At 66.5% G+C, this 23,500-nt stretch carries 17 protein-coding genes; 4 read left to right on the top strand and 13 right to left on the bottom strand.

Features of this window, described 5'->3' with window-relative positions; all coding sequences use genetic code 11:
* Positions 1 to 142 precede the first annotated feature (142 nt).
* Both LK542_RS16755 and LK542_RS16750 read right to left on the bottom strand, forming a co-directional pair.
* The gene (locus LK542_RS16755) at positions 143 to 3,265 is read right to left on the bottom strand and encodes an efflux RND transporter permease subunit (protein WP_227812759.1); all 3,123 of its coding nucleotides are present in this window, start codon (positions 3,263 to 3,265) and stop codon (positions 143 to 145) included.
* A 13-nt stretch (positions 3,266 to 3,278) separates the two neighbouring features.
* A complete protein-coding gene (locus tag LK542_RS16750) occupies positions 3,279 to 4,475 on the bottom strand; it encodes an efflux RND transporter periplasmic adaptor subunit (protein WP_227812758.1) in 1,197 nt (398 codons plus the stop codon).
* Between the two features lie 113 nt (positions 4,476 to 4,588).
* Between LK542_RS16750 and LK542_RS16745 the strand changes: the two genes are divergently transcribed.
* Entirely contained in the window at positions 4,589 to 5,581 is a 993-nt protein-coding gene (locus LK542_RS16745) for a DUF1800 family protein (protein ID WP_227812757.1), read from the top strand.
* 210 nt (positions 5,582 to 5,791) lie between these two features.
* Here the strand turns inward: LK542_RS16745 and LK542_RS16740 are convergent, their stop codons facing one another.
* The 8 genes from LK542_RS16740 to LK542_RS16705 all read right to left on the bottom strand — a co-directional run bounded on the left by LK542_RS16740 (position 5,792) and on the right by LK542_RS16705 (position 16,001).
* Entirely contained in the window at positions 5,792 to 6,544 is a 753-nt protein-coding gene (locus tag LK542_RS16740) for a 2OG-Fe dioxygenase family protein (protein ID WP_227812756.1), read from the bottom strand.
* Positions 6,545 to 6,605: 61 nt separating this feature from the next.
* Positions 6,606 to 8,675, bottom strand: a complete 2,070-nt coding sequence (locus LK542_RS16735) for a TonB-dependent receptor (protein WP_227812755.1) — start codon at positions 8,673 to 8,675, stop codon at positions 6,606 to 6,608.
* Positions 8,675 to 9,181: a DUF6702 family protein gene (locus LK542_RS16730; protein ID WP_227799592.1), complete on the bottom strand. Its 507-nt coding sequence runs from the start codon at positions 9,179 to 9,181 to the stop codon at positions 8,675 to 8,677. Before LK542_RS16730 ends, LK542_RS16735 begins: the two co-directional genes overlap by 1 nt.
* The gene (locus LK542_RS16725) at positions 9,178 to 11,553 is read right to left on the bottom strand and encodes a M1 family metallopeptidase (protein WP_227812754.1); all 2,376 of its coding nucleotides are present in this window, start codon (positions 11,551 to 11,553) and stop codon (positions 9,178 to 9,180) included. The genes LK542_RS16730 and LK542_RS16725 overlap by 4 nt, the downstream gene beginning before the upstream one ends.
* A 91-nt stretch (positions 11,554 to 11,644) precedes the next feature.
* Entirely contained in the window at positions 11,645 to 14,020 is a 2,376-nt protein-coding gene (locus tag LK542_RS16720; protein WP_227812753.1) for a M1 family metallopeptidase, read from the bottom strand.
* Between the two features lie 130 nt (positions 14,021 to 14,150).
* The gene (locus tag LK542_RS16715; protein ID WP_227812752.1) at positions 14,151 to 14,999 is read right to left on the bottom strand and encodes a phytanoyl-CoA dioxygenase family protein; all 849 of its coding nucleotides are present in this window, start codon (positions 14,997 to 14,999) and stop codon (positions 14,151 to 14,153) included.
* 68 nt (positions 15,000 to 15,067) lie between these two features.
* Positions 15,068 to 15,421, bottom strand: coding sequence for a hypothetical protein (locus LK542_RS16710; RefSeq protein WP_227812751.1), 354 nt, complete (start codon positions 15,419 to 15,421; stop codon positions 15,068 to 15,070).
* Positions 15,422 to 15,599: 178 nt separating this feature from the next.
* Positions 15,600 to 16,001 (bottom strand): hypothetical protein, encoded by a 402-nt coding sequence (locus LK542_RS16705; protein ID WP_227812750.1) that lies wholly within the window; start codon positions 15,999 to 16,001, stop codon positions 15,600 to 15,602.
* An 84-nt stretch (positions 16,002 to 16,085) separates the two neighbouring features.
* Here LK542_RS16705 and LK542_RS16700 point away from each other — a divergent pair, with 84 nt between their 5' ends.
* On the top strand, positions 16,086 to 16,472 hold the full coding sequence (locus LK542_RS16700; RefSeq protein WP_227812749.1) for a MerR family transcriptional regulator: 387 nt from the start codon (positions 16,086 to 16,088) through the stop codon (positions 16,470 to 16,472).
* On the opposite strand, the gene LK542_RS16695 is transcribed toward LK542_RS16700, so the two are convergent.
* The 3 genes from LK542_RS16695 to LK542_RS16685 all read right to left on the bottom strand — a co-directional run bounded on the left by LK542_RS16695 (position 16,456) and on the right by LK542_RS16685 (position 20,278).
* The gene (locus tag LK542_RS16695) at positions 16,456 to 17,838 is read right to left on the bottom strand and encodes a serine hydrolase (RefSeq protein WP_227812748.1); all 1,383 of its coding nucleotides are present in this window, start codon (positions 17,836 to 17,838) and stop codon (positions 16,456 to 16,458) included. The genes LK542_RS16700 and LK542_RS16695 overlap by 17 nt on opposite strands.
* Before the next feature lie 133 nt (positions 17,839 to 17,971).
* Positions 17,972 to 19,156 carry an ATP-binding protein gene (locus tag LK542_RS16690; RefSeq protein ID WP_227799578.1) on the bottom strand — a complete coding sequence of 395 codons (1,185 nt, stop codon included), beginning with the start codon at positions 19,154 to 19,156 and terminating at the stop codon, positions 17,972 to 17,974.
* Between the two features lie 60 nt (positions 19,157 to 19,216).
* A complete protein-coding gene (locus tag LK542_RS16685; RefSeq protein WP_227812747.1) occupies positions 19,217 to 20,278 on the bottom strand; it encodes a hypothetical protein in 1,062 nt (353 codons plus the stop codon).
* A gap of 220 nt (positions 20,279 to 20,498) precedes the next feature.
* Between LK542_RS16685 and LK542_RS16680 the strand changes: the two genes are divergently transcribed.
* Complete coding sequence (locus LK542_RS16680; protein WP_227812746.1) at positions 20,499 to 21,992, top strand: hypothetical protein; 1,494 nt, start codon at positions 20,499 to 20,501, stop codon at positions 21,990 to 21,992.
* Positions 21,989 to 23,479: a hypothetical protein gene (locus tag LK542_RS16675; RefSeq protein ID WP_227812745.1), complete on the top strand. Its 1,491-nt coding sequence runs from the start codon at positions 21,989 to 21,991 to the stop codon at positions 23,477 to 23,479. Before LK542_RS16680 ends, LK542_RS16675 begins: the two co-directional genes overlap by 4 nt.
* Positions 23,480 to 23,500: the final 21 nt, after the last annotated feature.

Genomic DNA, 23,500 nt, shown 5'->3' with positions numbered 1-23,500 from the left:
CCAGATCACGCTTCGCCGACCGCGCGTTCAAATGGACTCCATTCCGATCGGCCGATCTTCTGGTCAAGCAGCAGCTGAACGCGCGGTTGGCAGAGCGTCGCCCAGTCCAGTGGACCGGGCGGCCCCTACGGAAATGGATCGCCTACTTCACCGGATCCGACGCCGGCTCCTTCACCGGCGCCTGCACCGGCTTGCGCCGCAGGCGTCCCATCTGGCGCTTCATGAAGTGCTCGAAGTCGTCGACATAGGTGAACACCGCCGGCACCACCAGCAAGCTGAGCAGCGTCGAGGTGATCAGCCCGCCGATCACCGCCACCGCCATCGGCGAGCGGAAGGACGGGTCGCCCGACAGCCCGAGCGCCAGTGGCAGCATGCCGGCGCCCATGGCGATGGTGGTCATCACGATCGGGCGCGAACGCTTGTGGCAGGCGTCGACCAGGGCGTCGAAGCGGCTCATGCCGGCGTTGCGCGCCAGGATGGCATAGTCGACCAGCAGGATCGAGTTCTTGGTCACGATCCCCATCAGCATGATCAGGCCGATCATGGACGGCATCGACAGCGCGTTACTGGTGAGCAGCAGCGCCACGAAGGCACCGCCGATCGACAGCGGCAGCGCGGCCAGGATCGTCATTGGCTGCATGAAGTCGTTGAACAGCAGCACCAGCACGCCATAGATGCACAGCACGCCGATGGTCATGGCGAGGCCGAAGCTGGCGAACAGGGTCTGCATTTCCTGGGCGTCGCCGAGTTCCGCGATCTGCACCGACGGCGGCAGGTTCTTGAACACAGGCAGGGCGCGCGCTTCGTTGTTCACTTCGCCGAGCGAGCGGCCCTGCAGCTCGACGTCCAGCGTCACCTGGCGGCTGCGGTTGAGGCGGTCGATCTGGGCCGGGCCGCTTTCCATCGAAATGGTCGCGACGTTCGCCAGCAGCACCGGGCCGCGTGCACCCGGCACCGTCAGGCGGCCGATGGCATCGAGGTCGGCGCGCACGGTATCTGGGAGCTTGACGCGGATCGGCACCTGGCGCTCGGCCAGGTTCATCTTGGCCAGCGAAATGTCGTAGTCGCCGGCGGTGGCCACGCGCACCGTCTCGCCGATCGCGGCGGCGGTCACGCCCAGGTCGGCCGCACGCGCGAAGTCCGGGCGCACGATGATCTCGGGACGCACCAGCGAAGCGCTGGAGCTGACGTTGCCGATGTTCTTCAGCGTGCGCAGTTCGCGCTCGGCCTGGCGCGCGGTGGCGACCAGGGCCTGCGGGTCTTCGCTGCGCAGCACCAGCTGCATCTTGGTGCCGGTATCGTTGGCGCCGACGTTGAAGCGCGCGCCCGGAATCTGCGCCATCTTGCCGCGCAGGCTGCGCTCGATGTCGGACAGTCCTTCGTCGCGGTCGTGGCGGCCCACTGTGGACACGGTCAGCACCGCCCGGCGCGCCTCGGCCGCGGCGCCCGGCGCAAACGCGTCGCCGCTGGAGCCGCCGCCGATCGAGCTGAATACATGCTGCACGCCGGCGACGCTCATCGCGGCCTGGCGCGCCTGCTCGGCCACCGCGCGCGTTTCAGCGAGAGTGGAGCCCGGCGGCAGCTCGACCGTGACCTGGGTCTGCGAGCGGTCGTTGGGCGGCACGAAGCCGGTCGGCAGCAGCGGCACCAGCGCGATCGAGCCCACGAAGAAGAGGCCCGATGCGAGAGCGGTCAGGCCGCGGTGGCGCAGGCACCACTGCATCGTCGCCATGTAGCGGCGCATCAGCGCGCCGTCCTTTTCTTCGCCATGGTGTTTGGCGGGCTTGAGCAGGTAGGCCGCCATCATCGGCGTCAGCAGGCGCGCCACCACCAGCGAGGCCAGGATGGCCAGCACCGCGGTCCAGCCGAACTGCTTGAAGAACTTGCCGGCGATGCCGCTCATGAAGGCGGTCGGCAGGAACACCGCGACCAGCGAGAAGGTAGTGGCGATCACCGCCATCCCGATCTCGTCGGCCGCTTCCAGCGCTGCCTGCATCGGCGTCTTCCCCATGCGCAGGTGGCGCGAGATGTTCTCGATCTCGACGATGGCGTCGTCCACCAGCACCCCGATCACCAGGGCCAGCGACAGCAGCGTGACCATGTTCAGCGTGTAGCCAAAGAAGTACATGCCGAGGAAGGCCGGGATCACCGACAGCGGCAGCGCGGCCGCGGCGACCAGGGTGGCGCGCCAGTCGCGCAGGAACCACCACACCACCAGCACCGCCAGCACCGCGCCTTCGTACAGCATCTCCATCGAAGCGTCGAAGTTTTCCTCGACCGGCGCCGAGTTGTCGACCACCTCGCGCAGCACCACGTTCGGATGCTCCTTCTGCAGCGCCGCGATGGCCGCGCGCGCGCCTTCGGCGACGTCGACCTCGCCCGCGCCGCGGGTGCGGAACACCTCGATGCCGACCACCTGGCGACCGTCGTACTCGGCCATCGAGCGGCGCTCGGACACGGTGTCGGTCACGGTCGCCACCTGTTCCAGGCGCACGTGGCGGCCGTCCGGCAGCGGAATCTCCATCTGTCCCAGTTCCTGGGCCGACTGCACGGTGGCGATGGTGCGCACTGACTGCTCGGCGCCGCCCACGTCGCCGCGTCCTCCAGAGGCTTCGCGCTGCACATTGCGCAGCTGGCGCGAGACGTCCAGCGCCGACACCTGCAGCGCGGCCATGCGGGCGTCGTCGAGTTCGACCCGTACTTCGCGGCTGACGCCACCGACGCGCTTGACCGCGCCCAGGCCGGGCACGCTCAGCAGGCGCTTGGCGACGTCGTTGTCGACGAACCAGCTCAGCTCCTGTTCGTCCATGGCGCTGCCCGCGCCGGGCGCCGGGCTGGCGATGAAGGTCGCGACCACGCGGCCGGCGGTGGCGGCCTTGGTCACGCTCGGGTCGCGCAGTTCCGGCGGCAGGTCGGCGCGCACCCGCGCGACCGCGTCGCGCACGTCGTTGACGGCTTCGCCCAGGTCTTTCTCAAGCACGAATTCGACGGTGATGGTGGCCACGCCGTCGAGCACGTTGGTATAGATGTTCTTGACCCCCTGCAGGGTCGCGACCGAGTCTTCGATCTTGCGCGCGACCTCGGTCTCGAGCTGGGCCGGCGCCGCGCCTTCCAGCGTGGCGGAAACGGTCACGAAGGGCAGCTCGATGTCCGGGAAGTCCTGGACTTTATTGGCATTGAAGGCCAGCAGTCCCGCCAGTGTCAGCAGGACGAACAGCATGATCGCCGGGATCGGGTTGCGGATCGATAAAGCGGAGAAGTTCATGTAAATGCTCCGCTCAGCGCGCCGCGGTGCGGCGCTGGGCCGGCGCCGCCGGCGCTGCAGGTGCTCCCGTCGCCGGCACTGCCGGCGCCGGGACATTCCGCACCAGATCGCCATCGTTCAGGAAGCCGGCGCCGCTGACCACGATCGGGGTGCCGGCCGCCAGGCCGCCCAGGATCTCGACGCGGTCGCCCAGGCGGCGGCCGGTGCTGACCTTCAGCTGGCTGACGCGGTTGTCGCGGTTCAGGCGGAACACGTAGCTGAAGCCGTCGCGCACGGCGATGGCCTGCTGCGGCACCGTGAGGGCGGTGGTGGCGCCCAGTTCGAAGCGGCCGCTGGCGAACATGCCGGCCTTGAGCGGCGCGTTGGCCGACAGCGAAGGCGGCAGGTCGACGTAGACCAGCGCCAGGCGGGTCTGCGGATCGACGGTCGGCGCCACGGTGCGCACCTTGCCCACGATCTCGCTGCCGCTGGCGGCGCGCACGGCGGCCTTCATGCCCGGCTTGATGCGTCCCAGGTCGTTCGAGGTGACTTCGGCGCGCCACTCCAGGCGCCCTTGGCGGATCATGCGGAACAGTTCCGTGCCCGGACCGGTGACGGCGCCGACGGTGGCGCTGCGCGCCGAGATGATGCCGCTGTCCGGGGCGACGACCGTGGCCTGGCGCAGGCGCAGCTCCTGCTGGGCCAGCGTGGCGCGGCTGGCGCTCACGCGTGCCTGCGCGGTGCGCTCGGCGGTCAAGAGCTGGGTGACTTGCTGTTCGCTCAGTGCGCCGGAGCTGCGCAGGGCGCGGGCACGGTCGGCGTCCGCCTTGGCGGCGCTGGCGTTGGCCTGCGCTTCCTGCAGCGCGGCGCGTGCCTGCTCGACGTCGGCGCGCACGGTTTCGCTGGCAAACACGGCCAGGGTCTCGCCCTTCTTGACGACGTCGCCGACGTTGACCCGCACCTCGTTCAGGCGCAGGCCGTTCGACTCGCTGCCGATCACGGCTTCCTGCCAGGCGGCGACGCTGCCGTTGGCGGTCAGGGCGACGGGCAGGTTGGCGGTGGACGGCTGGCCGGTGCTCACGGTCAGGGCCGGCGTCGGCGCGGCCGGCTTCTCGTCCTTGGCGGTGGCCCGCTTCGGCACGGCCAGCGCCAGGCCGAAGCAGAGCGCTGCGCCGGCGACGGCGACCAGGGGCAGGGGGACATTCAGGGATGGGCGGCGGAGGGTAGGCATGTTCGTTGATGGGCGTCGGTTCAAGCTGCTAAGTGTAGCAAAATTGCAATGCAATGCGCGTGTTTCGTGTGCATTCCGGGCGATCGTCACCGCTACGGCGTATAAGGGTGATCATGCAAATGATGTTCCTGCTGCTGCGCTGGGCCGCACTGACGCTGGCCCTGGGACTGGCGCCGGCGCATGCGGCCGCGCCGATGGACAAAGGCCAGACCCTGCACCTGCTCGATCGGCTGGGCTACGGCCCCAGGCCGGGCGATGTGGCGCGGGTGCGGGATATGGGCGCCGCTGCTTACGTGGAAAGCCAGCTCGCGCCGCCGCCGCTGCCGCGCTGGCTCGCCATGCGGGTCGAGGCGCTGTCCGACCCGGGCGTACCAGGTGGCGAAGAAGCCCTGCTGCGTGCGATCGCCAGCCCGCGCCAGCTGGAAGAGGTGCTGACGGAGTTCTGGCTGGGTTATTTCGGTAACAGGGGGGCGGCAGGGCTGGATTCAGCGCTGCGTCCGCACGTCTTCAGCCGCTACGCAGACCTCGTGGAAGCCGCGCGCGGGCCGGCTGACGAAGGCGCCGCCCAGCGGGCATTGGCCCGGCATTTCGTGGAGGCGCCATCAAGTGCCTTGCTGCGTTCGCTGGCAAGCGTATGGAAAACGAGCAGCGGCGACCAGCGCGCCGTGTTGCGCGTCCTGTTGACGAACCCCGAGTTTCTGGCGCCGGCACAGTGGAACACCAGGCCAAAGGACGACTTCCGCTTCGTCGCCTCGGCGGTACGGGCGTCCGGCGTCTGGGTGGAGAACGTAGCGCCCCTGGCCGCCTTCCTGCGCCGGCCGATGACTGCCGCGCAGCGCGCCGATTTCGCGGAACGGCTGTCAGGCGGGCAGTTCGCGCTCGCGATGGCGCCGCCGCAGCCGCAGCGCTACGCCTCGTCGGCGCCGCCGCTGCGGGCAAGCAGCAGGGACGATCCGGCTCAGGGCATGGTGTCCCAGCCGGGACCGGTGCTGATGGAAGCGCCAACGCCGTCGGCCATCGCTGCAGCCGCCGCGGTGCGCAGCCTCCCGGCCGAACCGGAACGCTTGCGCCAATTACTGGGAAGCCCAGCTTTCCAGCGCTATTGATAACAGGAAGGGGATATTGCGCAGCGCAACAAAACGCTGCTGAGTGTCTGTTTTTGGAAACGGTTCCTTGGCGAAATTAGCCTAGTAGTTCTACGGTATTGCACTGCACAAAAAAACGCGCTATATTGAAACCGTCTCCTCCAGTTTTCTCCGAAAATTGGATTATCGCCCGCTAACCGCAAGGTTCGTGGGCGTTTTTTTTGGAGTTTCTCAGGCGGCGTCCGCACCCTGGAACGACCCTGCGCGCCAGGTCAGCACCAGGGTATCCCGGTGTCCATGCTCTCCCAGCGGCTGGATCGGCGTCGATTCGTGGATCACGGCGGCGTCGTCGAGCAGCAGCAGGGTCCACGGCTCCAGCATCGTGAAGCGCTTGCCGGCCGGCCCGTCGGCTTCGAACACCCGGGTTTCGCCGCCCTTGATGCCGCTGCGGTCGATCAGGATCACGGCGACGAAGTCGACGCCGTCGCGGTGCGCGCCTTCCGGCGTCGGGCGACCGATGCCGTCGGCGGTATCGATGCGGAACTGGTGCGCTTCCACATACCAGGTCTCGCGCCCGCGCACGCTGGAGCACACTTCGCCCAGCGAGGCCAGCAGGCGGCTCCAAGCCGGATTGGCCAGCGTGGCGGTTTCGATCGGCGCGAACAGGCGGTGCATGCCGCCGTGCAGGGCGTTGTACTCGACCGGCTGCCAGTGCGGACGGTGCGGCACCTGCACCAGCGCGCGGCCGCCGTCGTCGCTTTCGTCGATGAAGCAGGAATGGCGGCGGCGCCGGTAGCGGCCGCCGTCTTTCAGGTAATTGTCGAGTTCGAGCCGGTCCCAGCTCGGCACCAGCGACTGCAGCTCGTCAAGGGTACAGCCGGCCAGGCGGGCGACGTCGTAGGGACGCAGGAGCGCATAGCCCTCGCTGCGGATAGCGTCCGCCAGCTGCGAGGGCGCGGTGTAGGGAAGTTCACGGGTAGTCATCCAGTTAGCGTAGCAGGTTTCACTGCTATCGGCATGATGCTGGGCAACTCTCAGCCATTCGCTACCAGTTCTTCGTGAGGCTCAGGCGGAAGGTGCGCGGCTCGATCGGGTGGAAGTGGATGTCGTCCACCGCCTCCGCCTCGTTCTGCAAACGCGACGCATAGTAGTAATCGATCGCCGAATCGCGCCGGTTGGTGAGATTGAAGCCTTCCAGCTCCAGGCGCATGTCCTTGCCGATCCGGTAGCCGATACGGCCGTTGAGCGTCAGGCTGGCGTGCGAGCGCACGCTGTCGTCTTCGATCAGCGGACGCGGACCGAAGTAGCGCAGGCGCAGCGCGCCCGACCACGGACCCGCGCGGTCCACCGTAAGGCCGACCTGGGCCACACCTTCCACCGCGCCCGGGATGCGCGCATTTTTCACGCCTTCGGCGGGATTGCCGCCACGCGAACGCGCGCGCGCATAAGCCGCGTCGAAGTTCAGCGTCAGCCACTTGTTGGCGCGCACGCTGTTCGACAGCTCGACGCCGTAGCGGCGGCTCGGGTCGCCCGCTTCGGTATTGCCGGCGTCGCCGATGTAGGTCAGCTCGGAATCGAAATCGAGGCGGTACACGGACAAGGTGGTCTCGGTCTTCGGGATCGCCACCGTGCGCAGGCCCAGCTCCAGGCCACGCGAACGCACCAGGCCGGGCGTACGGTCGACCGGGTCGAGCGTCTTCGGATCGACGCTCGCCACCGTGCCGCGCGCATCGTTGCTATGGAAGCCATGGCCAACATTGAAATACAGCTCGGTGTGCTGCCACGGCCCGTAGGCCACGCTGAGCGAAGGCGTCACCAGCGAATCGCTGGCGCGGCCGGCATTCGCCAGGCGGTCGCCGTCGACGTCGAAGCGGTAGCGGTTGGCGCGCAGGCCGACCACCGTGCGCAGGGCCTCGCTCCATTTGGTCGCGTTCTCCACATAGAGGGCGCCGCTGGTCTCGACGATGTGGTCTTCGCGCGTCGTCGCGATGCGACGGCGCGCGCGGGTGTCGTACAAACCGTTGAAGATGTTGTCGTTCTGGAGCTGGAAGCCGACCGTCATGTCGGAGGCCACCTTGCCATCCGAGCTCTTGTACGCGTGCCAGGTATGGCTGCCGTCCAGGCCCGTGGTCACGCGGCGGTCCGGCTGGGCGAACTGGTCGCCATTCACCGGATCGTTCAGGAAGTAGGTGAAGTTCGAGTACAAGTCGAGGCGGTTGCGGATCACGTAGGCGGAGAGGGCGCTCGCCGTCTCCTGCGTGGTGCGGCGCCAGCTGCCGGAGATGCTGCTGCGCTCGGCCTCGCCGCCGTCGCTCAGGTCAATGGCGTCGAAGCGGCCCAGCTGGCCGCTGGCGACCGCGCGCAGCGGGATCTGGTCGGTGGCGTTCCAGTGGCCCTGGTAGTGCATGGCGCTGACCGTCCAGCCGTTGTTGGCATAGCCGCGGCTGTAGCGCAGCACCGCGTTGATCTTGCGGTAGCCGTCCGGCCGCGTCCATGGGCCGTCGTTCTTCATCAGCTCCAGCGCATACAGCAGGTTGCCGCCCGCCAGCTCCGGCGAAGCGGCCAGCACCGTGCGCGCGTAGTTGTCCTGGCCCAGCGTCACGGAGGCGAGCGGCGACACCAGTCGGTTGGCGTAGGAGATCGAGGCCTTGCCCGCTGAGGCGAAGTCGCCGTCCGTCGCGGAGTAGGGGCCCTTGCGGTAGTCGAGGCGGGTGACGATTTCCGGAATCAGGAAGTTCAGATCGGTCCAGCCCTGGCCGTGCGCATGGCTGCGCTGGTTGACCGGCATGCCGTCGACCCAGGTGGCGAGATCGGTGCCGTGATCGAGGTTGAAGCCGCGCAGGTAGAACTGGTTGGCCTTGCCTTCGCCGCTGTGCTGGCTGGCGATCAGGCCGGGCGTGGCTTCCAGCAGCTCGCCGGGACGGTACACGGTGCGCTGCTCCAGTGCTTTCGCCCCGACAGTGCCGGAGCTGGCCGAGTCGGTCATGCCGATCTGGCTGGTGCGCGCGCCTTCGACGAGGACGCGCTGCAGGACGAAATCGTCGGCCAGGGCGGGGGCGCTGGCCAGCAGTGCGGCCGCCGCGCAGGCGACCGGAGTACGGGTGAAACGAAGCATCAGGGTTTGTTCTCGTGTGCCGGCTGCTCGACGGCGGCCTGGGTGAAGGTCAGCGAGCGGATCGCGCCCGCGTCGTTCAGGTTAATGGTGTTGATCTGCTCCGGCAGGAAGTCCATGAGCACGCCCTGGTGGATGGCTGTGGTCTTCGACAGCGGCGCGTTCTCCAGCTCCTGGTAGATGACGACGCTCTGCGAGTCGGCCGTCATGCCGACCCAGCGCACCGGCAGGCGCGCATTGTCCGGCCCCTTGAGCCAGAAGCGGCTCTCGATGTACTTGCGCAGCACGGCCTGGTCTTCCGGATCGGTCAGGTCGAACTGGCGCCCGTATGTGTTCAGCAGGAGCGCCTCGACGTCGTGCGCCATGTAGGTGTGGACGATCTCGGTGCTCTTCGTGCGTGGATTGAACGAGAGCTCCGTGATCCCCATGTGGAAGCGGTGCGCGTCCGCCGCCGCGCTCACGAGGAGCAGGGCGGCCGCGCACAGCATCTTGAAACGCTTGAAGCTCATTGCCCGGCCTTGTTCTCGGCCGGCGCCTTCGGCGGAGCCAGCTTGGTGTTGAAATCGCGCATCAGGTTGCCGCTAGCCGGGTCACGCTCGGTCTTGAACAGCTCCAGGCGCGAAGGGACGGGCTTGGCCGGCCAGGCATTGTTGCTGACGTCGATGTCGGCGGTCTCCCAGTACGGGTCCTGCACCAGGCTCACGATCTCTTCGTCGGCGATGAACAGCTTGGTGATCTTCTTGGGCGAGTAGCGCCATACCTCGGCCGGGATGCGCTCGATGTATTTTTTTCCGCTCTTGGTGGTGATCTCGACGATCAGCGGCATGACCAGCCCGCCCTTGTTCGAGAAGTCCACCAGGTACAGGCGCTTGCCTTCCTTGAGCAGGTTCTTTTCCCAGTCTTCCAGGCCCGCCACCGTTTCGTTGAACCTGTTGCGGTCCTTGTTGGTGACAGTGAAGTTGTCGTGCTCGTTGTAGAAGTCCTTCAGTTCCGGATAACGGTCGACACGGCGCTGCATGCCCTTGTTGCGCTGGTCGATGATCGACATCGCTTCTTCCTGGTGGCGCGCACGCTGCCAGGCCTTTTCGATTTCCGGATCCTTGGTGCTGACCGCGTACTCGGTGATGCCGTCGACGCTGATGTCCACCGGGTCGGTGGTGTAGAACCAGCCGCGCCAGAACCAGTCCAGATCCGTGCCGGAGGCATCTTCCATCGTGCGGAAGAAGTCGGCCGGGGTCGGGCGCTTGAATTTCCAGCGCTCCGAGTATTCCTTGAAGGCGAAGTCGAACAGTTCGCGGCCAAGAATGGTCTCGCGCAGGATATTGAACGCAGTGGCAGGCTTGGCGTACGCATTGTTACCGCGCTGGATGGTCGACTCGGCATTGGTCATCACCGGCACCTGGTTGGTGCTGCGCATGTAGTCGACGATGTTGCGTGCTTCGCCGCGACGCGACGGGTAGTCCTCTTCCCAGGCTTCCTCGGCGAGGAACTGCAGGAAGCTGTTCATGCCCTCGTCCATCCAGGTCCACTGACGCTCGTCCGAGTTGACGATCATCGGGAAGTAGTTGTGGCCGACTTCATGGATGATCACGCTGATCAGGCCATACTTGGTGCCCTTCGAATACGTGACTTCGCCGGTCTTCTTGTCCTTGACCGGGCGGCCGGCATTGAACGAGATCATCGGGTATTCCATGCCGCCGATCGAGCCGTTCACGGAAATCGCGGTCGGGTAGGGGTAGTCGAAGGAATACTTGTTGTACTGCTCGAGGGTGTGGATCACGGCGGCCGTCGAATAGCGCTCCCACAGTGGGTTGCCTTCCTTCGGGTAGTAGGACATCGCCAGCACGTCCTTGTCGCCGCTCTTGATTCCCTGCGCGTCCCAGATGAACTTGCGGCTCGAGGCGAAGGCGAAGTCGCGCACGTCGCGCGCCTTGAAGTGCCAGGTCTTGGTGGCCTTGGCGCGGCCCTTTTCCGCGGCTTCCGCTTCAAGCTGGGTGACGATGATGACCGGCTTCTTCGCCGTGCGCGCCTGGCGCAGGCGCTCGCGCTGGGCGCTGCTCAGAACCGCATCCGGGTTCTGCAATTCGCCCGTCGAGGCCACCACGTGGTCGGCCGGAACGGTCAGTTGCACGTCGTAGTCGCCGAATTCCAGCGTGAATTCGCCGTCGCCCATGTACTGCTTGTTTTGCCAGCCCTTGACGTCATAGTAGGCCGCCATGCGCGGGAACCACTGGGCAGACAGGACGATGTCATTGCCGTCGTCGAACTTCTCAAAGCCGGTGCGGCGGCCGACGACGTTCGCTTCAGGGATGTTGAAGGTCCACGCCATGTTGAAGGACGTGCGCGCGCCGGGCTTCAAAGGCTGGGGCAGGTCGATCCGCATCATGGTCTTGTTGACGGTGGCGCGCAGCGCACGGCCGTCGGCGCCGGTCACGTTTGTTACCTGGATGCCGCCTTCGAAACGCTGCTGTTCCAGGGTGGCCTTCAGGGTGTCGAACTTGACGCCATCGTTGCCACGCGCTTGCCAGGCTTCGCGCGAGGGCAGGGTCGAGATGCGGCGGTTGTCCGAGTCGCTGCGGAACATGTTCTGATCCAGCTGCACCCACAGGTAGGACAGCGTGTCCGGCGAATTGTTGGTGTAGGTGACGCTGCCTGAGCCGGTAATCGTGCGTTTGTTCTCGTCCAGGGTGGCGCGCAGGCGGTAGTCGGCGCGCTGCTGCCAGTAGCGGTGGCCCGGTGCGCCGGAGGCGGTGCGGGTGTCGGTGGCGGTCGGCAGCAGTTCGTCGAGCTGGCGGAACTTGTCGTCGAAGGCGGGGGCCGCGTAGGCCGCGCCGGTGAGGAACAGGGCGCCGATCAGCGCCTGCAGTTGCTTCATTTTCATCTGTGCGGTCGTCTTGAATAAAGAAACGGCAGGGCGCGCAGCCCTGCCGGTAAGCGGGCGGAGTCTCCTCCACCCATGTGTTCACGCTGCCTTACTCGGACTTCGGCGCCTCGGCCTGGCCCGGGGTCTTCGGCGGCGCCAGCTTGGTGTTGAAGTCGCGCATCAGGTTGCCGGTGGCTGGATCACGCTCGGTCTTGAACAGCTCCAGGCGCGAAGGGACGGGCTTGGCCGGCCAGGCGTTGTTGCTGACGTCGATGTCGGCGGTCTCCCAGTACGGGTCCTGTACCAGGCTCACGATCTCCTCGTCCGCGATGAACAGCTTGGTGATCTTCTTCGGCGAGTAGCGCCACACTTCGGCCGGGATGCGCTCGATATACTTCTTGCCGCTCTTGGTGGTGATCTCGACGATCAGCGGCATGACCAGGCCACCCTTGTTCGAGAAGTCCACCAGGTACAGGCGCTTGCCTTCCTTGAGCAGGTTCTTTTCCCAGTCTTCCAGGCCCGCTACCGTTTCGTTGAACCTGTTGCGGTCCTTGTTGGTGACGGTGAAGTCGTCGTTCTCGTTGTAGAAGTCCTTCAGCTCGGGGAAGCGGTCCACGCGGCGCTCCATGCCCTTGTTGCGCTGGTCGGTGATCGAGATCGGCTCGGACTGCTTGCGTGCGCGCGCCCAGGCCTTTTCGATTTCCGGATCCTTGGTGCTGACCGTGTACTCAGTGATGCCATCGACGCTGATGTCCACCGGGTCGGTGGTGTAGAACCAGCCGCGCCAGAACCAGTCGAGGTCCGTGCCGGAGGCGTCTTCCATCGTGCGGAAGAAGTCGGCCGGGGTCGGGCGCTTGAACTTCCAGCGCTGGGCGTATTCCTTGAAGGCGAAGTCGAACAGCTCGCGGCCGAGAATAGTCTCGCGCAGCACGTTCAGCGCGGCGGCCGGCTTGGCATAGGCGTTGTTGCCGAACTGGAGCAGCGACTCCGAGTTGGTCATGATCGGCACCTGGTTCTGGCTGCGCATGTACTCGACGATCTGGCGCGGATGGCCGCGCATCTCTTCCCAGTCTTCTTCCCAGGCTTCCTGGGCCAGCGACTGCACGAAGGAGTTGATGCCCTCGTCCATCCAGGTCCACTGGCGCTCGTCCGAGTTGACGATCATCGGGAAGTAGTTGTGGCCCACTTCGTGGATGATCACGCCGATCAGGCCGTACTTGGTGCGCTTCGAGTAGGTCAGTTCACCAGTCTTCTTGTCCTTGACCGGACGCGGGCCGTTGAACGAGATCATCGGGTATTCCATGCCGCCCACCGGGCCGTTCACGGAGATCGCGGTCGGGTAGGGATAGTCGAACGAGTACTTGTTGTACTGCTCGATGGTGTGGATGATCGCGTGGGTCGAGTAGCGCTCCCACAGCGGGTTGCCCTCTTTCGGGTAGTAGGACATGGCCATCACGTCGGTGTCGCCCGACTTGACGCCCTGCGCATCCCAGATGAACTTGCGGCTCGATGCGAACGCGAAGTCGCGCACGTTCTTGGCCTTGAAGTGCCAGGTCTTGTTGGTGGTGGCGCGGCCCTTCTCGGCGGCTTCGGCTTCGGCCTGGGTCACGATCAGGACCGGCTTCTTGGCGGTGCGCGCCTGGCGCAGGCGCTCGCGCTGGGCGCTGGTCAGGACTTCGCCCGGGTTCTGCAGTTCGCCGGTGGAGGCGACGATGTGGTCGGACGGCACGGTGATGCGGACGTCATAGTCGCCGAACTCCAGCGTGAATTCGCCGGCGCCCAGGAACTGCTTGTGCTGCCAGCCGTAGACGTCATAGTAGGCCGCCATGCGCGGGAACCACAGGGCGATCTCGAACAGGTCGTTCTTGTCATCGAACTTCTCGTAGCCCGAACGGCCGCCGAGGATCTTCTGCTCGTTGATGTTGTAGTTCCAGTCGAGGCTGAACGAGACCTTGGCGCCCGGACGCAGCGATTGCGGCAGGTCGATGCGCATCATGGTGCCGTTGATGGTGTACTTCAGCGGACGGCCGCCGCTGTCGCGCACATTGCGGACATTGAAGCCGCCCTCGAAGGCATTGCCTTCGAGGAGGGTGCGCAGGGCGTCGAACTTGACGCCGTCGTTGCCGCGCGCCTGCCAGGCTTCGCGCGAAGGCAGCACGGCGGTGCGGCGGGCTGCCGAATCCGGCTTGTAGATGTTCTCGTCCAGCTGCAGCCAGAGGTATTTCAGCGTATCAGGGGAGTTGTTGTGGTACGTGATGCTGCCCGAACCGCTGATGGCGCGCTTGTTCTCGTCGAGCGTGGCGCGCATCGTGTAGTCGGCGCGCTGCTGCCAGTAGGCGTGGCCCGGCGCGCCGGAAGCGGTGCGTACGGCGCCCGGCGTCGGCAGCAGCTCGTCGAGCTGGCGGAACTTGTCGTCGAAAGGAGGAGCGGCCAGTACCGAGGCGCTCAGGAATAGCGCGGCCAGTCCGATGGGCAGACGTATCATATTTCCCCTGGAATTTTAATTGGAATAGGAAAAACTATTCTAGCTTTACCTAATAGTCAATTGTTCGGTGGAATTGTAAAAAAGCTGATACATGATGCATATGTATCTCTGCCGAGGGGAGAACCTGGGCTTATGCGGTTGGACCGAAGCTGCGCACCGGGAAGTCGTCCTGGCGCTGGATCCAGTTGCGCGGCGAGTAGACTGCCCGGCCATCGGTCGCATGCAACGTGAACGCGTGGCGCGACACCGGCGAGCGGTTCGGTGCGCTGTAGTGGGGCAGCAGGCCGTGGAAGCACACCAGGGTGCCGGCCTTCGCTTCCAGTGGGACGGCCGTGCTGGCGTCGGGCCAGGGAGTGCTATCGAGCTTTTCCATCGTGATGCGGTCCCCGTCGCGCAGGAAGCGTTCGCGCAGCGGGCCGCGGTGGCCGCCCGGTTCGGCCCACAGGCAGCCGTTGTCGACGGTGGCATCTTCCAGCGCGAACCAGAAGGTGGTCACGGTGATCGGATCGCTGTCGAAGAAGGTCGCATCCTGGTGCCAGCGCACCTCGCCGCCGATGCCCGGCTGCTTGAAGATGTACATGGATTGCCAGACCTGCGGCTGCTCGAGGCCGAGGTCGCGCGCCACGGCAGCCAGCTTCGGGTCGCGGGTGAAGGCATCGAACACCGGGTCGAGGTCGTGCATCGCGTGGCCGATCTTGTTGATCGACAGCGCCTTGGCCTGGCGCAGCTGGCCGCTTGGGTCGAAGGCCTCTTCCTCGAAGAAGCAGCGCACCGTGTTGTCCGAGCCGAGGAACCAGGCGTCGCTGGCGCGTTCCTGGTCTTTGGTCGTGAAGATGGCGCGCGACTCGGTCGGGTCGAAGGCGTCGACGATTTGCTCTGCACGCTGGCGCAGTGCTGCGATCTCGTCGAGATTCTTGAAGCCGGGCAGGACGAGAAAACCGTCGCGTCGGTACAGGTCACGTTGTTCGTTGCTGAGCATGGCGTATTCTAATCAGATATGACTGCTTTCACAGCTGTCGTCGCGTCAGGTGCAAGCGCAGGGCCGAGCTATGCGGTGAATCCGAACTGCCTGATTGCCGCGTCCATCTGTGCCATCGTAAATGGTTTCTGGACGAAGGCGTCGATGCACGGCTTCAGCTGTTCTGCTGGATAGTACCCGCTTGCGACGATCACCTTGATCCCGGGTTGACGCAGTTTGGCTTCCCTCGCAATCACTGCCGCATCGGGATCATGGAAAGTAAGGCTGGCGATCAGGATATCGAAGGCCACCCGTTCCATTGCGCTGAACATATCGTCCAGGTCGTCGACGCCACTGGCGATATAGCCCAGCGCATCCAGCATGTAGAGCAGGGTCAGGCGTGTTAGTTCATCGCTTTCCGCGACGAGGACAAGAGGGGACATGGTGAGCCAGTGTGAGCGAGTCGATCGGGCCGGCTGCATGTCACATGACCTGTCGGGGAACCCGGTGAGGTGACTTGTAGGAAGCGAATACAGCATTCTATTCCTGTCTATGGAACAGTGCTCTATCCATATGGAAATATCGATGCTCACCTGCACACGTCGAACCATGATGCGGGCATCAGGAATCGCGGCGCACCGGCCACCACTGTGCTACGCCCCAGGCGAATTCCGGCACTACGAACAGCCACAGCATCGGCGCCCCTGTCACCGCCAGGCACCAGGCCATCCACAGCGAGAACAGGAAGCGCCCGACGCCGTCGAAACGTCCCAGGCGCTGGGTCGGCTCGAGCATGCGCAACACCGACCAGACCAGCACGATGCTGCCCAACAGGCAGGCGAACAACATATGGAAGGGCATGAAGGCGGGCAGGGCCTCGCCGCCCAACAGAACGTTCAAGGAGGAGAGCTGGCCGTGGACGAGGGCAAAGGTCCAGGGCGTGGCGAAGGCGGCGGTCACCAGCAGGTCATAAATGGCGCTGGCCCTGACGATGCGGCGGTTGGTGTGGAGGGAAATCGGCATGGCGGGACTCCGTTGCTTGCGAAGTCCACATCCTCAAGCCTGGAGTACACTCCAGGGTCAAGCGCTTTTTTTGGGAGAAGGTGGATGCAGATCGGAGAACTGGCGGCGGCAACAAGCCTGAGCCGCGACACGCTGCGTTTTTATGAAGCGCGCGGCCTGTTGACGGCGCGCCGGCGCGGCAACGGCTACCGCGACTATCCGCCGGAAGCGGTCGAGTGGTTGTGCTACCTGCGCACCGCCCAGTCGCTGGGTTTCACGCTGGCCGAGATCGAGGCGGGCATGCCGCTGTTGCAGGACCCGGCCACCTCCGGCGCGGAGCTGCGGGCGGCCCTGGAGCGCAAGCTGGCGGATATCGACGCCCGCATCGCGGGCCTCACGGAACTGCGTGCAGGATTGGCGCAGCGCCTGGCCGAACCGCTGGACGCCTGCCCGCTACGCACTCCGACATCAAGCTTCAGCGCTGCCGCGTAAAGGCGACGTCGAACGAGCCGCTCTTCAGCCGCCCGCCCTTGTCCGCCATGTGCAGCTCCAGCTCGCGCGACAGCACGAATAGCGTGCGCGCCGATTCCGCGTACAGCGGTTCCCACTGGTTGTCGCGCAGCGCCACCATCAGCTTGCCCTCGCGCTCGGCGATGTCGAAGCTGCCCAGTCCCTTGATCTCGTAGCGCCCGACCAGCTTGGCGCGGGTGGCGGCCGGCAGGGTGATCGCCTTGCGCATCACGGTCTGGTAGGTCGGCCAGCGGTACTCGGCGGCGACCGCGCGGATCAGTTCCTGCGCCAGTTCGGCGCCGGCATCGCCATTCGTCATGACGACCGCGCCTTCGCCGCGCTGGACATAGGCGTACAGCGAATTCTGGTAACCCATGTTGCTGCCACCGTGGCCGAAGGCGTGCTGCGGGGCCTTGCCGTCGATTTCCACGCCGAGGGCGTAGTTGTTCATCACCGGGCGCAGCATGGTGCGCGTCATGGTCGGCGACAGCACGGCATCGCCGCCGGCAGCGCCGCGCTGCACGGCGAGCGCGAATTTCGCCAGGTCGGTCGGGGTCGTCCACATGCCGGCCGCCGCCAGTTCCGGATAGGTGTAGGCGCCGCCCGGGTAGGCCACGCCTTTCGCGTTGTGCGGCAGGGCGGCGTGCGCCAGCAGGGCGGTGGGTAGGGGCTGGGCAAAGCTGCTGTCGCTCATGCCGAGCGGCTTCAGGACCATCTCTTCCATCAGTGCGTCGAAGGGCCGGCCGGAGCGGTCGATCATGGCCTGCTGCACGATGCTGTAGCCGCCGCCCGAATACTTCCAGGCGTCGCCCGGCATGCCCTCGATGCGCACTGGTCCGGTATTGGCGGGCGCGGCGCCGTCCAGCACCTGCACCAGGCCTGGCACCTGGGTGCCGGCGGCATAGCCCGGGAAGCCCGAGACCGTGGTGCCGGCCGTGTGCGACAGCAGCTGGCGCAGGGTAGCAGGGCGCTTGGCCGGACCAGGCGGCAGCTTCCAGCTGGTGAGAACGGTATTGATGTCGGCGTCGAGGTCGAGCTGGCCCGCTTCGACCATCTTGAGGGCGCCCATCGCGGCGACGGGCTTGCTGATCGAAGCCGCCTGGAACAGGGTTTGCGGCGTCACCGGCTGGCCGTTCGCATGGGTCACGCCATAGCCCCTGGCCCAGGCGAGCTTGCCGCCGCGGATGACGGCGATGCTCACGCCCGGCACGTTCAGGCGCGCCATCTCGGCGGCCAGGGTGCGCGTCTCGAGCTTCGCGCCCTGGATCGCGACCGCCGGGCGCAGCCCGCGTTCGATGCGCGCGATCGATTCCGCATCCTGCGCCTGGGCAGGAAGCCAGGCCAACATCAGGCTACCCAATGCGCATGCCGTGAATGCGCGCCTTCCAAGAACTGCGTCCATCCTGTCTCCCGTCTGCGTTGTCGTGTTACCTCATCGGTAAGCAGTATCGGGAAATGGAACAGTTAGCGCAAGCGCCGCGCTAGGCCGGCGCGTCGGCGGCCATGGTGAAGGTGAAGGAGGTCGAGCCGGCGCTCGAGCCGACGTCGATCGTGCCGCCATGGCCGCGCGCGATCTGGTCGACGATGTACAGGCCCAGTCCAAGGCCTTCGCTGCCGGCGCGCGAGGCGGCGCGCCAGTAGGGCTTCAGGAGCTGTGCGATGACGGCGGGGCTCAGGTCGGGGCCGCCGTTGGTGACGCGCAGCGTGAAGCGGCCCTCGCGCACGTGGGCGACGACGAAGACCGGATGATGTTCGCTGCCGTGCACCAGCGCGTTCTTGAGCAGGTTGGACAGCAGCTGCGCCAGCCGCTCGGGGTCGCAGTGCAGCGACAGGCCGGGCTGGATCGCGGTGTCGATCAGGCGCTCGGGATACAGGCCCGAGAGCTCGTCCACCACATCGTAGAGCCGCAGGTCGGCGCCCCGCACCGGACGCAGGTCGAGCGCGATGCCGCTGCCCATGCGGCCGCGCGTGAAGTCGACCACGTCCTCGACCAGCGCCGCCATGCGGCGGGTACTGCGGCGGATGCGTTCGACCACCTGGCGGGTCGATGGGTCCTGGTGCTTGAGCAGCAGGATCTCGCTGGCCGAGAGCACCGAGCCGAGCGGGGTGCGCAGGTCGTGTCCGAGCACGGCGATGAACTGCTCGCGCAGCTCGGCGGTCTCGCGCTCGTCCAGCAGGGCCGCGCGCGCTTCGCCCAGCGACTGCTCGCTCTCGAGCTGCTTGGCGATCAGCTCGGTGAACAGCTGCAGCGTCGAGACGGTGACGGCATCGGTCAGGCGCGCCGGTTCCGGGTCCAGGCCGCACAGGGTGCCGAAGTACTGGCCGTTCGGGCGGAACACGGGAATCGAGAAGTAGCTCTGGAAGCCGTAGATGCGCGGCGTGTGGTGGTCGCGATAGCGCTCGCTTTCGCTCACGTGATCGATGATGACGGCGGCGCCGGTGTCGCGCACTTCTTCGCACAGGGTGGTGGTGACGTCGAGCGGATCGCCTGGCTTGAGGCCGAATTCGAGCTTGTCGAGGACGGCGCAGGCGGTCCATGAGTCCGGGGTCACGTGGGCGATGCACACGAAACGCAGGCCGGTCATGGCGGCGACGGTTTCCAGGATCTTCGGCACAGCACCGATTGCCTGGATCTCATCGACGCAAGAAATTGCATTTCCTGCCATGGAACGCCCCACGAAATGGTTACAAACGAGCCATGGTAGCACTTGTGGCGTGCCGGAAAGTTACTTGTTACAAATCCACTCGCCGTCCGCGTAAACACGTTCCTCGCCCAGGTAGACGGCGTCCGTGACTGCGAATACGTCGATGTGGTAGCGCGCATCCTTGCGCTTGAAGCCCGGTTTCGGATACACGCCGTGCTTGGCGCCGAGCGACAGGTGGATGCCGCACATGCGCTCGTAGGTGCCGATGTCGTCCACGCGGCGTTCGCGGGTGAAGGCGCGGTTCAGGCCGAAGCCCAGTTCGCGCACCCAGACTTCGCCTTCGTCCGCAGTGATCTTGTCCAGCACTTCCTGGAAGGCCGGGGTGGCGTTCTCCGTGCCCACCACGCGCCCGCGCTCGATGACCAGGGTCACCGGCAGCTCAGGACGATTGGAACGGTAATTGGTGTCGCCGAAGACGTGCACCTGCACCCGGCCGTGCACCGCTTCCAGGTCGAGCGCTTCGGTGAACACTTCGCCGATCGGGAACTGGCCGCCGACATTGTGCATTTCGCTGTAGTCGCCCACATTCAGCTTGGCCGGCTCGAACGGCGAAGAAAAGTACAGGGTTTCGCCGCCACCGAGCACGCGCGCATGCGTCGCCACGTCGATGCGCTCCTTGAGCGCGCGCCCGGTACCGCGAAAGTAGGCCGGGTCGTAGGCCAGCGCTTCGATGTAGTGCTCGGACTGCGGGCCCGGCATGCGCGACAGATGCACGTGCTCGATCACCTTCAGGCCCAGCTTGAACAGTTCGACCCGGATGCGAAAGCCGTCGAGGCGGAAATTGGTCGACTGGACCAGCACCACCAGGTCCTTCGGCGCCATCGCGCGGAAGGCCGCCAGCACCTCGTCCGGCGTGGTGGCGTCGAAGTCAACGAAACGTGCATCTGGCAGATTGCGCCGGTAGCCTGCCAGCAGCGCGCGCGACAGGGCGGTGCGTTCGTCGTAGACCACCAGCGCCCCGTGCCCCGGACCGTGCTCGACGGCGACCCTCAGGATGTCGCCCAGGTGCCGGGTTGCGGCCTCGACGGCGTGGGCGGGCAGCGCATCCTGCGCAAGGGGTTCGGGTGCAGCGGGGGTATGCATGTTCGACGGAAATGAAGGGGAAATCGGCGCCATTATACGTATGTTGGCCAAAAGTTCCGCGCCTGGGGCCGCAATTGGCTCATCTATTGATCCTTCGGGTGTCAGGGCGCGCTACCCCGTGTACGGCGCGCCGCGCGGCAGTGGCCGGCGCTATGATTTGTGCAACAACAACACGGCATCAACTAGATTTCGATCAATTATCTGAGGCACAGGGCGACGGATGACATACCGATGGGAAACGCCTGCCAGTGTCTGGCAGGAAGACGAGCGTAGCGGGCAGTTCGCGCTGGTGGCGAGCGAAGGGCTGGGCCACATCGACTGGCAGGCCCATGCATCGGGCGGCCTGCCCGCGCGTCTACCCGATATCGCCCGTCTGCTCGGCGCCTCGCTCCCCACGGCCTGCGGCTGCGCTCCCATCTACCCCGAAGGTTTCGCCTTCTGCCCGAACTGCGGCAAGCCCCTGCAGCGCCTGTCCGGCACGCCCTCGCGCCAGCCCGGCTGGTGGGGGCCAGGCGAGGACGCCATGCTGCCGCGCCACGTGCCGCATGGCCTGCCGGTGAGCTCGCTCCCGCTGGGGGACAGCCTCGAAGAACGCCCGGCCGCGCCGCATCCGGGGCGTTGCGACCGGAGCATGCCGGTGCCGCCCAATTCGTATTGCGTGTTTGCCGCCGCCCATTACGGTTTCCCCGAACAGCGCCTGCTGGCGCTGGCCCATACCCGCGGCGTGCTGCAGTACTGGGATCCGGTGGCTGGCCTGTGGCATGTGATGGCGCCGGACGAGGGTGCGGGCAGCCTGGCCTTCACGGCTTCACACTATGCCTGGCTGCCGGTGCTCGAGCCGCGCCGCAGCGAAGTCGCCATCGTCCCCACCAATGGCGGCCTGCAGCGCCTGTGGATCAACCCGGTGAGCGAGACCTACCGCCTGGAACCGGTGCTGCAGGCGCCGCTGGTGGCCGCGCCCGGCGCCATGCGCCGCCACATCGCCTGCCTGGTGGCGCCCGACGGCGCTGTGCGCTTGTGGAGCGCGCGCGTCGACATCGACAGCGTCGAAGAATATGCCTGCCCGGATGTGCCGGCCTCAAACTGGTCGCGCCCGATCGGCTACGACGGGCGCCTGTTCTGGCTGCACGAGCAGGGCCAGCTGGCCTGGCGTCCGGGCGAAGCGCCGCTGTTCACGCCCTGGCCGCCGGGCTGGCAGCCGCGCCTGGAATTCGGCGGCCCGACCCAGAGCCGCGACGGGCGCCTGTGGCACATCGGCCATGATGGCCAGGGCTACTCCTTCCTGGAACTCGGCAGCGAGCGGCCCGAGACCATGCCGATCGACGGCGCGCGCCTGGGCTTTGCCAACTTCCTGTTCCGGCGCGGCCATCCGGTGGTCGACGAGCCATGGGCCGGCGAGCATATCGAAGACCTGAACCAGGACGAAACCCTGGTGCTGCCGCTGCTACGCGCCTTCAACAACAACCGCAGCCAGCCGAGCGGACTGGTGCTGCGCATGCACAAGGTCACCGGCCGCGCCGAGGACGCGCTGGAAAACCGCGTGATCGCGCGCACCACGATCGAATGGATCGGCCGGCGCAACGTGATCCTCGACGAAGTGGTGCGCCTGGCACGGCCGCTCGAATGCGTGCCCTTCGTGTACGACGGCTGCCTGTGGCTGCACCATCCTGACTGGAATGCGATGCGCGGCTGGCGCCTGGAAGAGGCGGCATGAGGACGTTTATCCGGCAATGTGTCGCCGCGCTGGCGCTGTTGTCGTTTGCGACGGGCGCATGGGCGACGCCGCACGTGTTCCTGGTGCAGAACTCGGGCTGGATGGAGCCCTTCTACAGCGATCCCCAATCGCAGTTCAAGCCGCTGGTGGGAGCCCTGGCCGGCGCCGTCGTGCAGCCGGGCGACGCACTGGTGCTGGCAAGCTTCAACCAGTCGCTCCCCGGCGCGCCCTCGCCGAAGGCGCTGCTCTCGCTCAAGGCCGACGCCAAGACGGTGCGCAGCCGCGTGAACGCGGCGCTGGCCGGTCTCGATACGGCCCGCAAGCCGGGCAGCGCGGCGCTGGCCGACACCGACCTCGGCGAAGCGGTGCAGGCGGCAATCACCACCGCGCTGGGCGGCAAGCCGGGCATCGTCTGGCTCGCCACCAACAACCGCAACAGCCCCAACAATGACCAGGCCACGGCGGCGCGCAACCGCGAGTTCTATGAGCTCATCCACCGGGGACAGGCGATCGACAAGGTGGCGGCCTTCCCACTGCGCATGCCGGTCCAGGGGAAGCACTACCAGGCCAACGGGCTGATGATCTACGCCTTCGCCGTCGGCAAGGAGGGCAGCCGTGCGCTCGACGCGCTGCTCGCCTCCGGCCGCATCGCCAGCGTGATCACCGAGCAGCCCGCGCGCTTGAAGCCGCTCGATCGCGATACCGTGCGCCTGGCGCCGGCCCAGGTTGAGGATGCGCCCGGCGTCGCCTTCTCGCAGGCCCCAGGCGGCGCGCTGCGCGCCGACGTCGATCCGGATGCGCGCACGCCGCGTGCCCGCATCCGTTGGAACCTCGAAAACACAATGTACCCCTACACCATCGTCTCGGCGACGCTGGGTGCGCGCTCACTCCTTGCGGGCGAGGACCGCAAGATCGAACTGGCCAGCAGCCGCGTCAGCAGCCTGGCGCCGGGCAAGCCGCAGCCGCTGGCTTCGACGATGCAGCTGCCGGTGGCCCAGCTGCCCGACAAGTGGTCGATGGCGGCGCTCAAGTCGGCCGGTTCGGCCTATGTGCTGCCGGGCCGGATCGAGCTGCACCTGGCCGACCAGCGGCTGGCGCTGTCGCAGGCCTTCCGCGAACGCATGGCCGCGCTGTTCCCGGGCGACCCACTGCCGGATATCTTCACCCCGCCGGCAAGCATCCAGGCCTCCAACGCGGTGCTGCCGATCGAGGTGCGGGTCCACTACGGCATGGGTCCGCTGGCGGCGCTGGGCGGCATCGCGCTGGCGCTGCTGGCGGCGGCCGGCGCCGCGGCCTGGGCCTATGGCCGGCCGCGCGTGGCCCAGGTCACCGTCGAGGACGAGCTGCGCACCATGCGCGCGCGGCCCGGCACCACGCAGCCGATCTACGACAAGGCCGGCGCCCAGGTGGCGATGCTCAAGACCACCCTGTTCGGCCACCAGCTGACCGACCTGCGCGACGGTGCGCAGGTGAGGCTCGGACGCTAACAATAAAAAAGAAAGGAAACC

The organism is Massilia sp. IC2-477, from assembly GCF_020707265.1.
Lineage (GTDB): Bacteria > Pseudomonadota > Gammaproteobacteria > Burkholderiales > Burkholderiaceae_D > Telluria.
The sequence above is the reverse complement of the archived record's forward strand: the minus strand, read 5'-3'. Positions and strand labels throughout refer to the sequence as shown.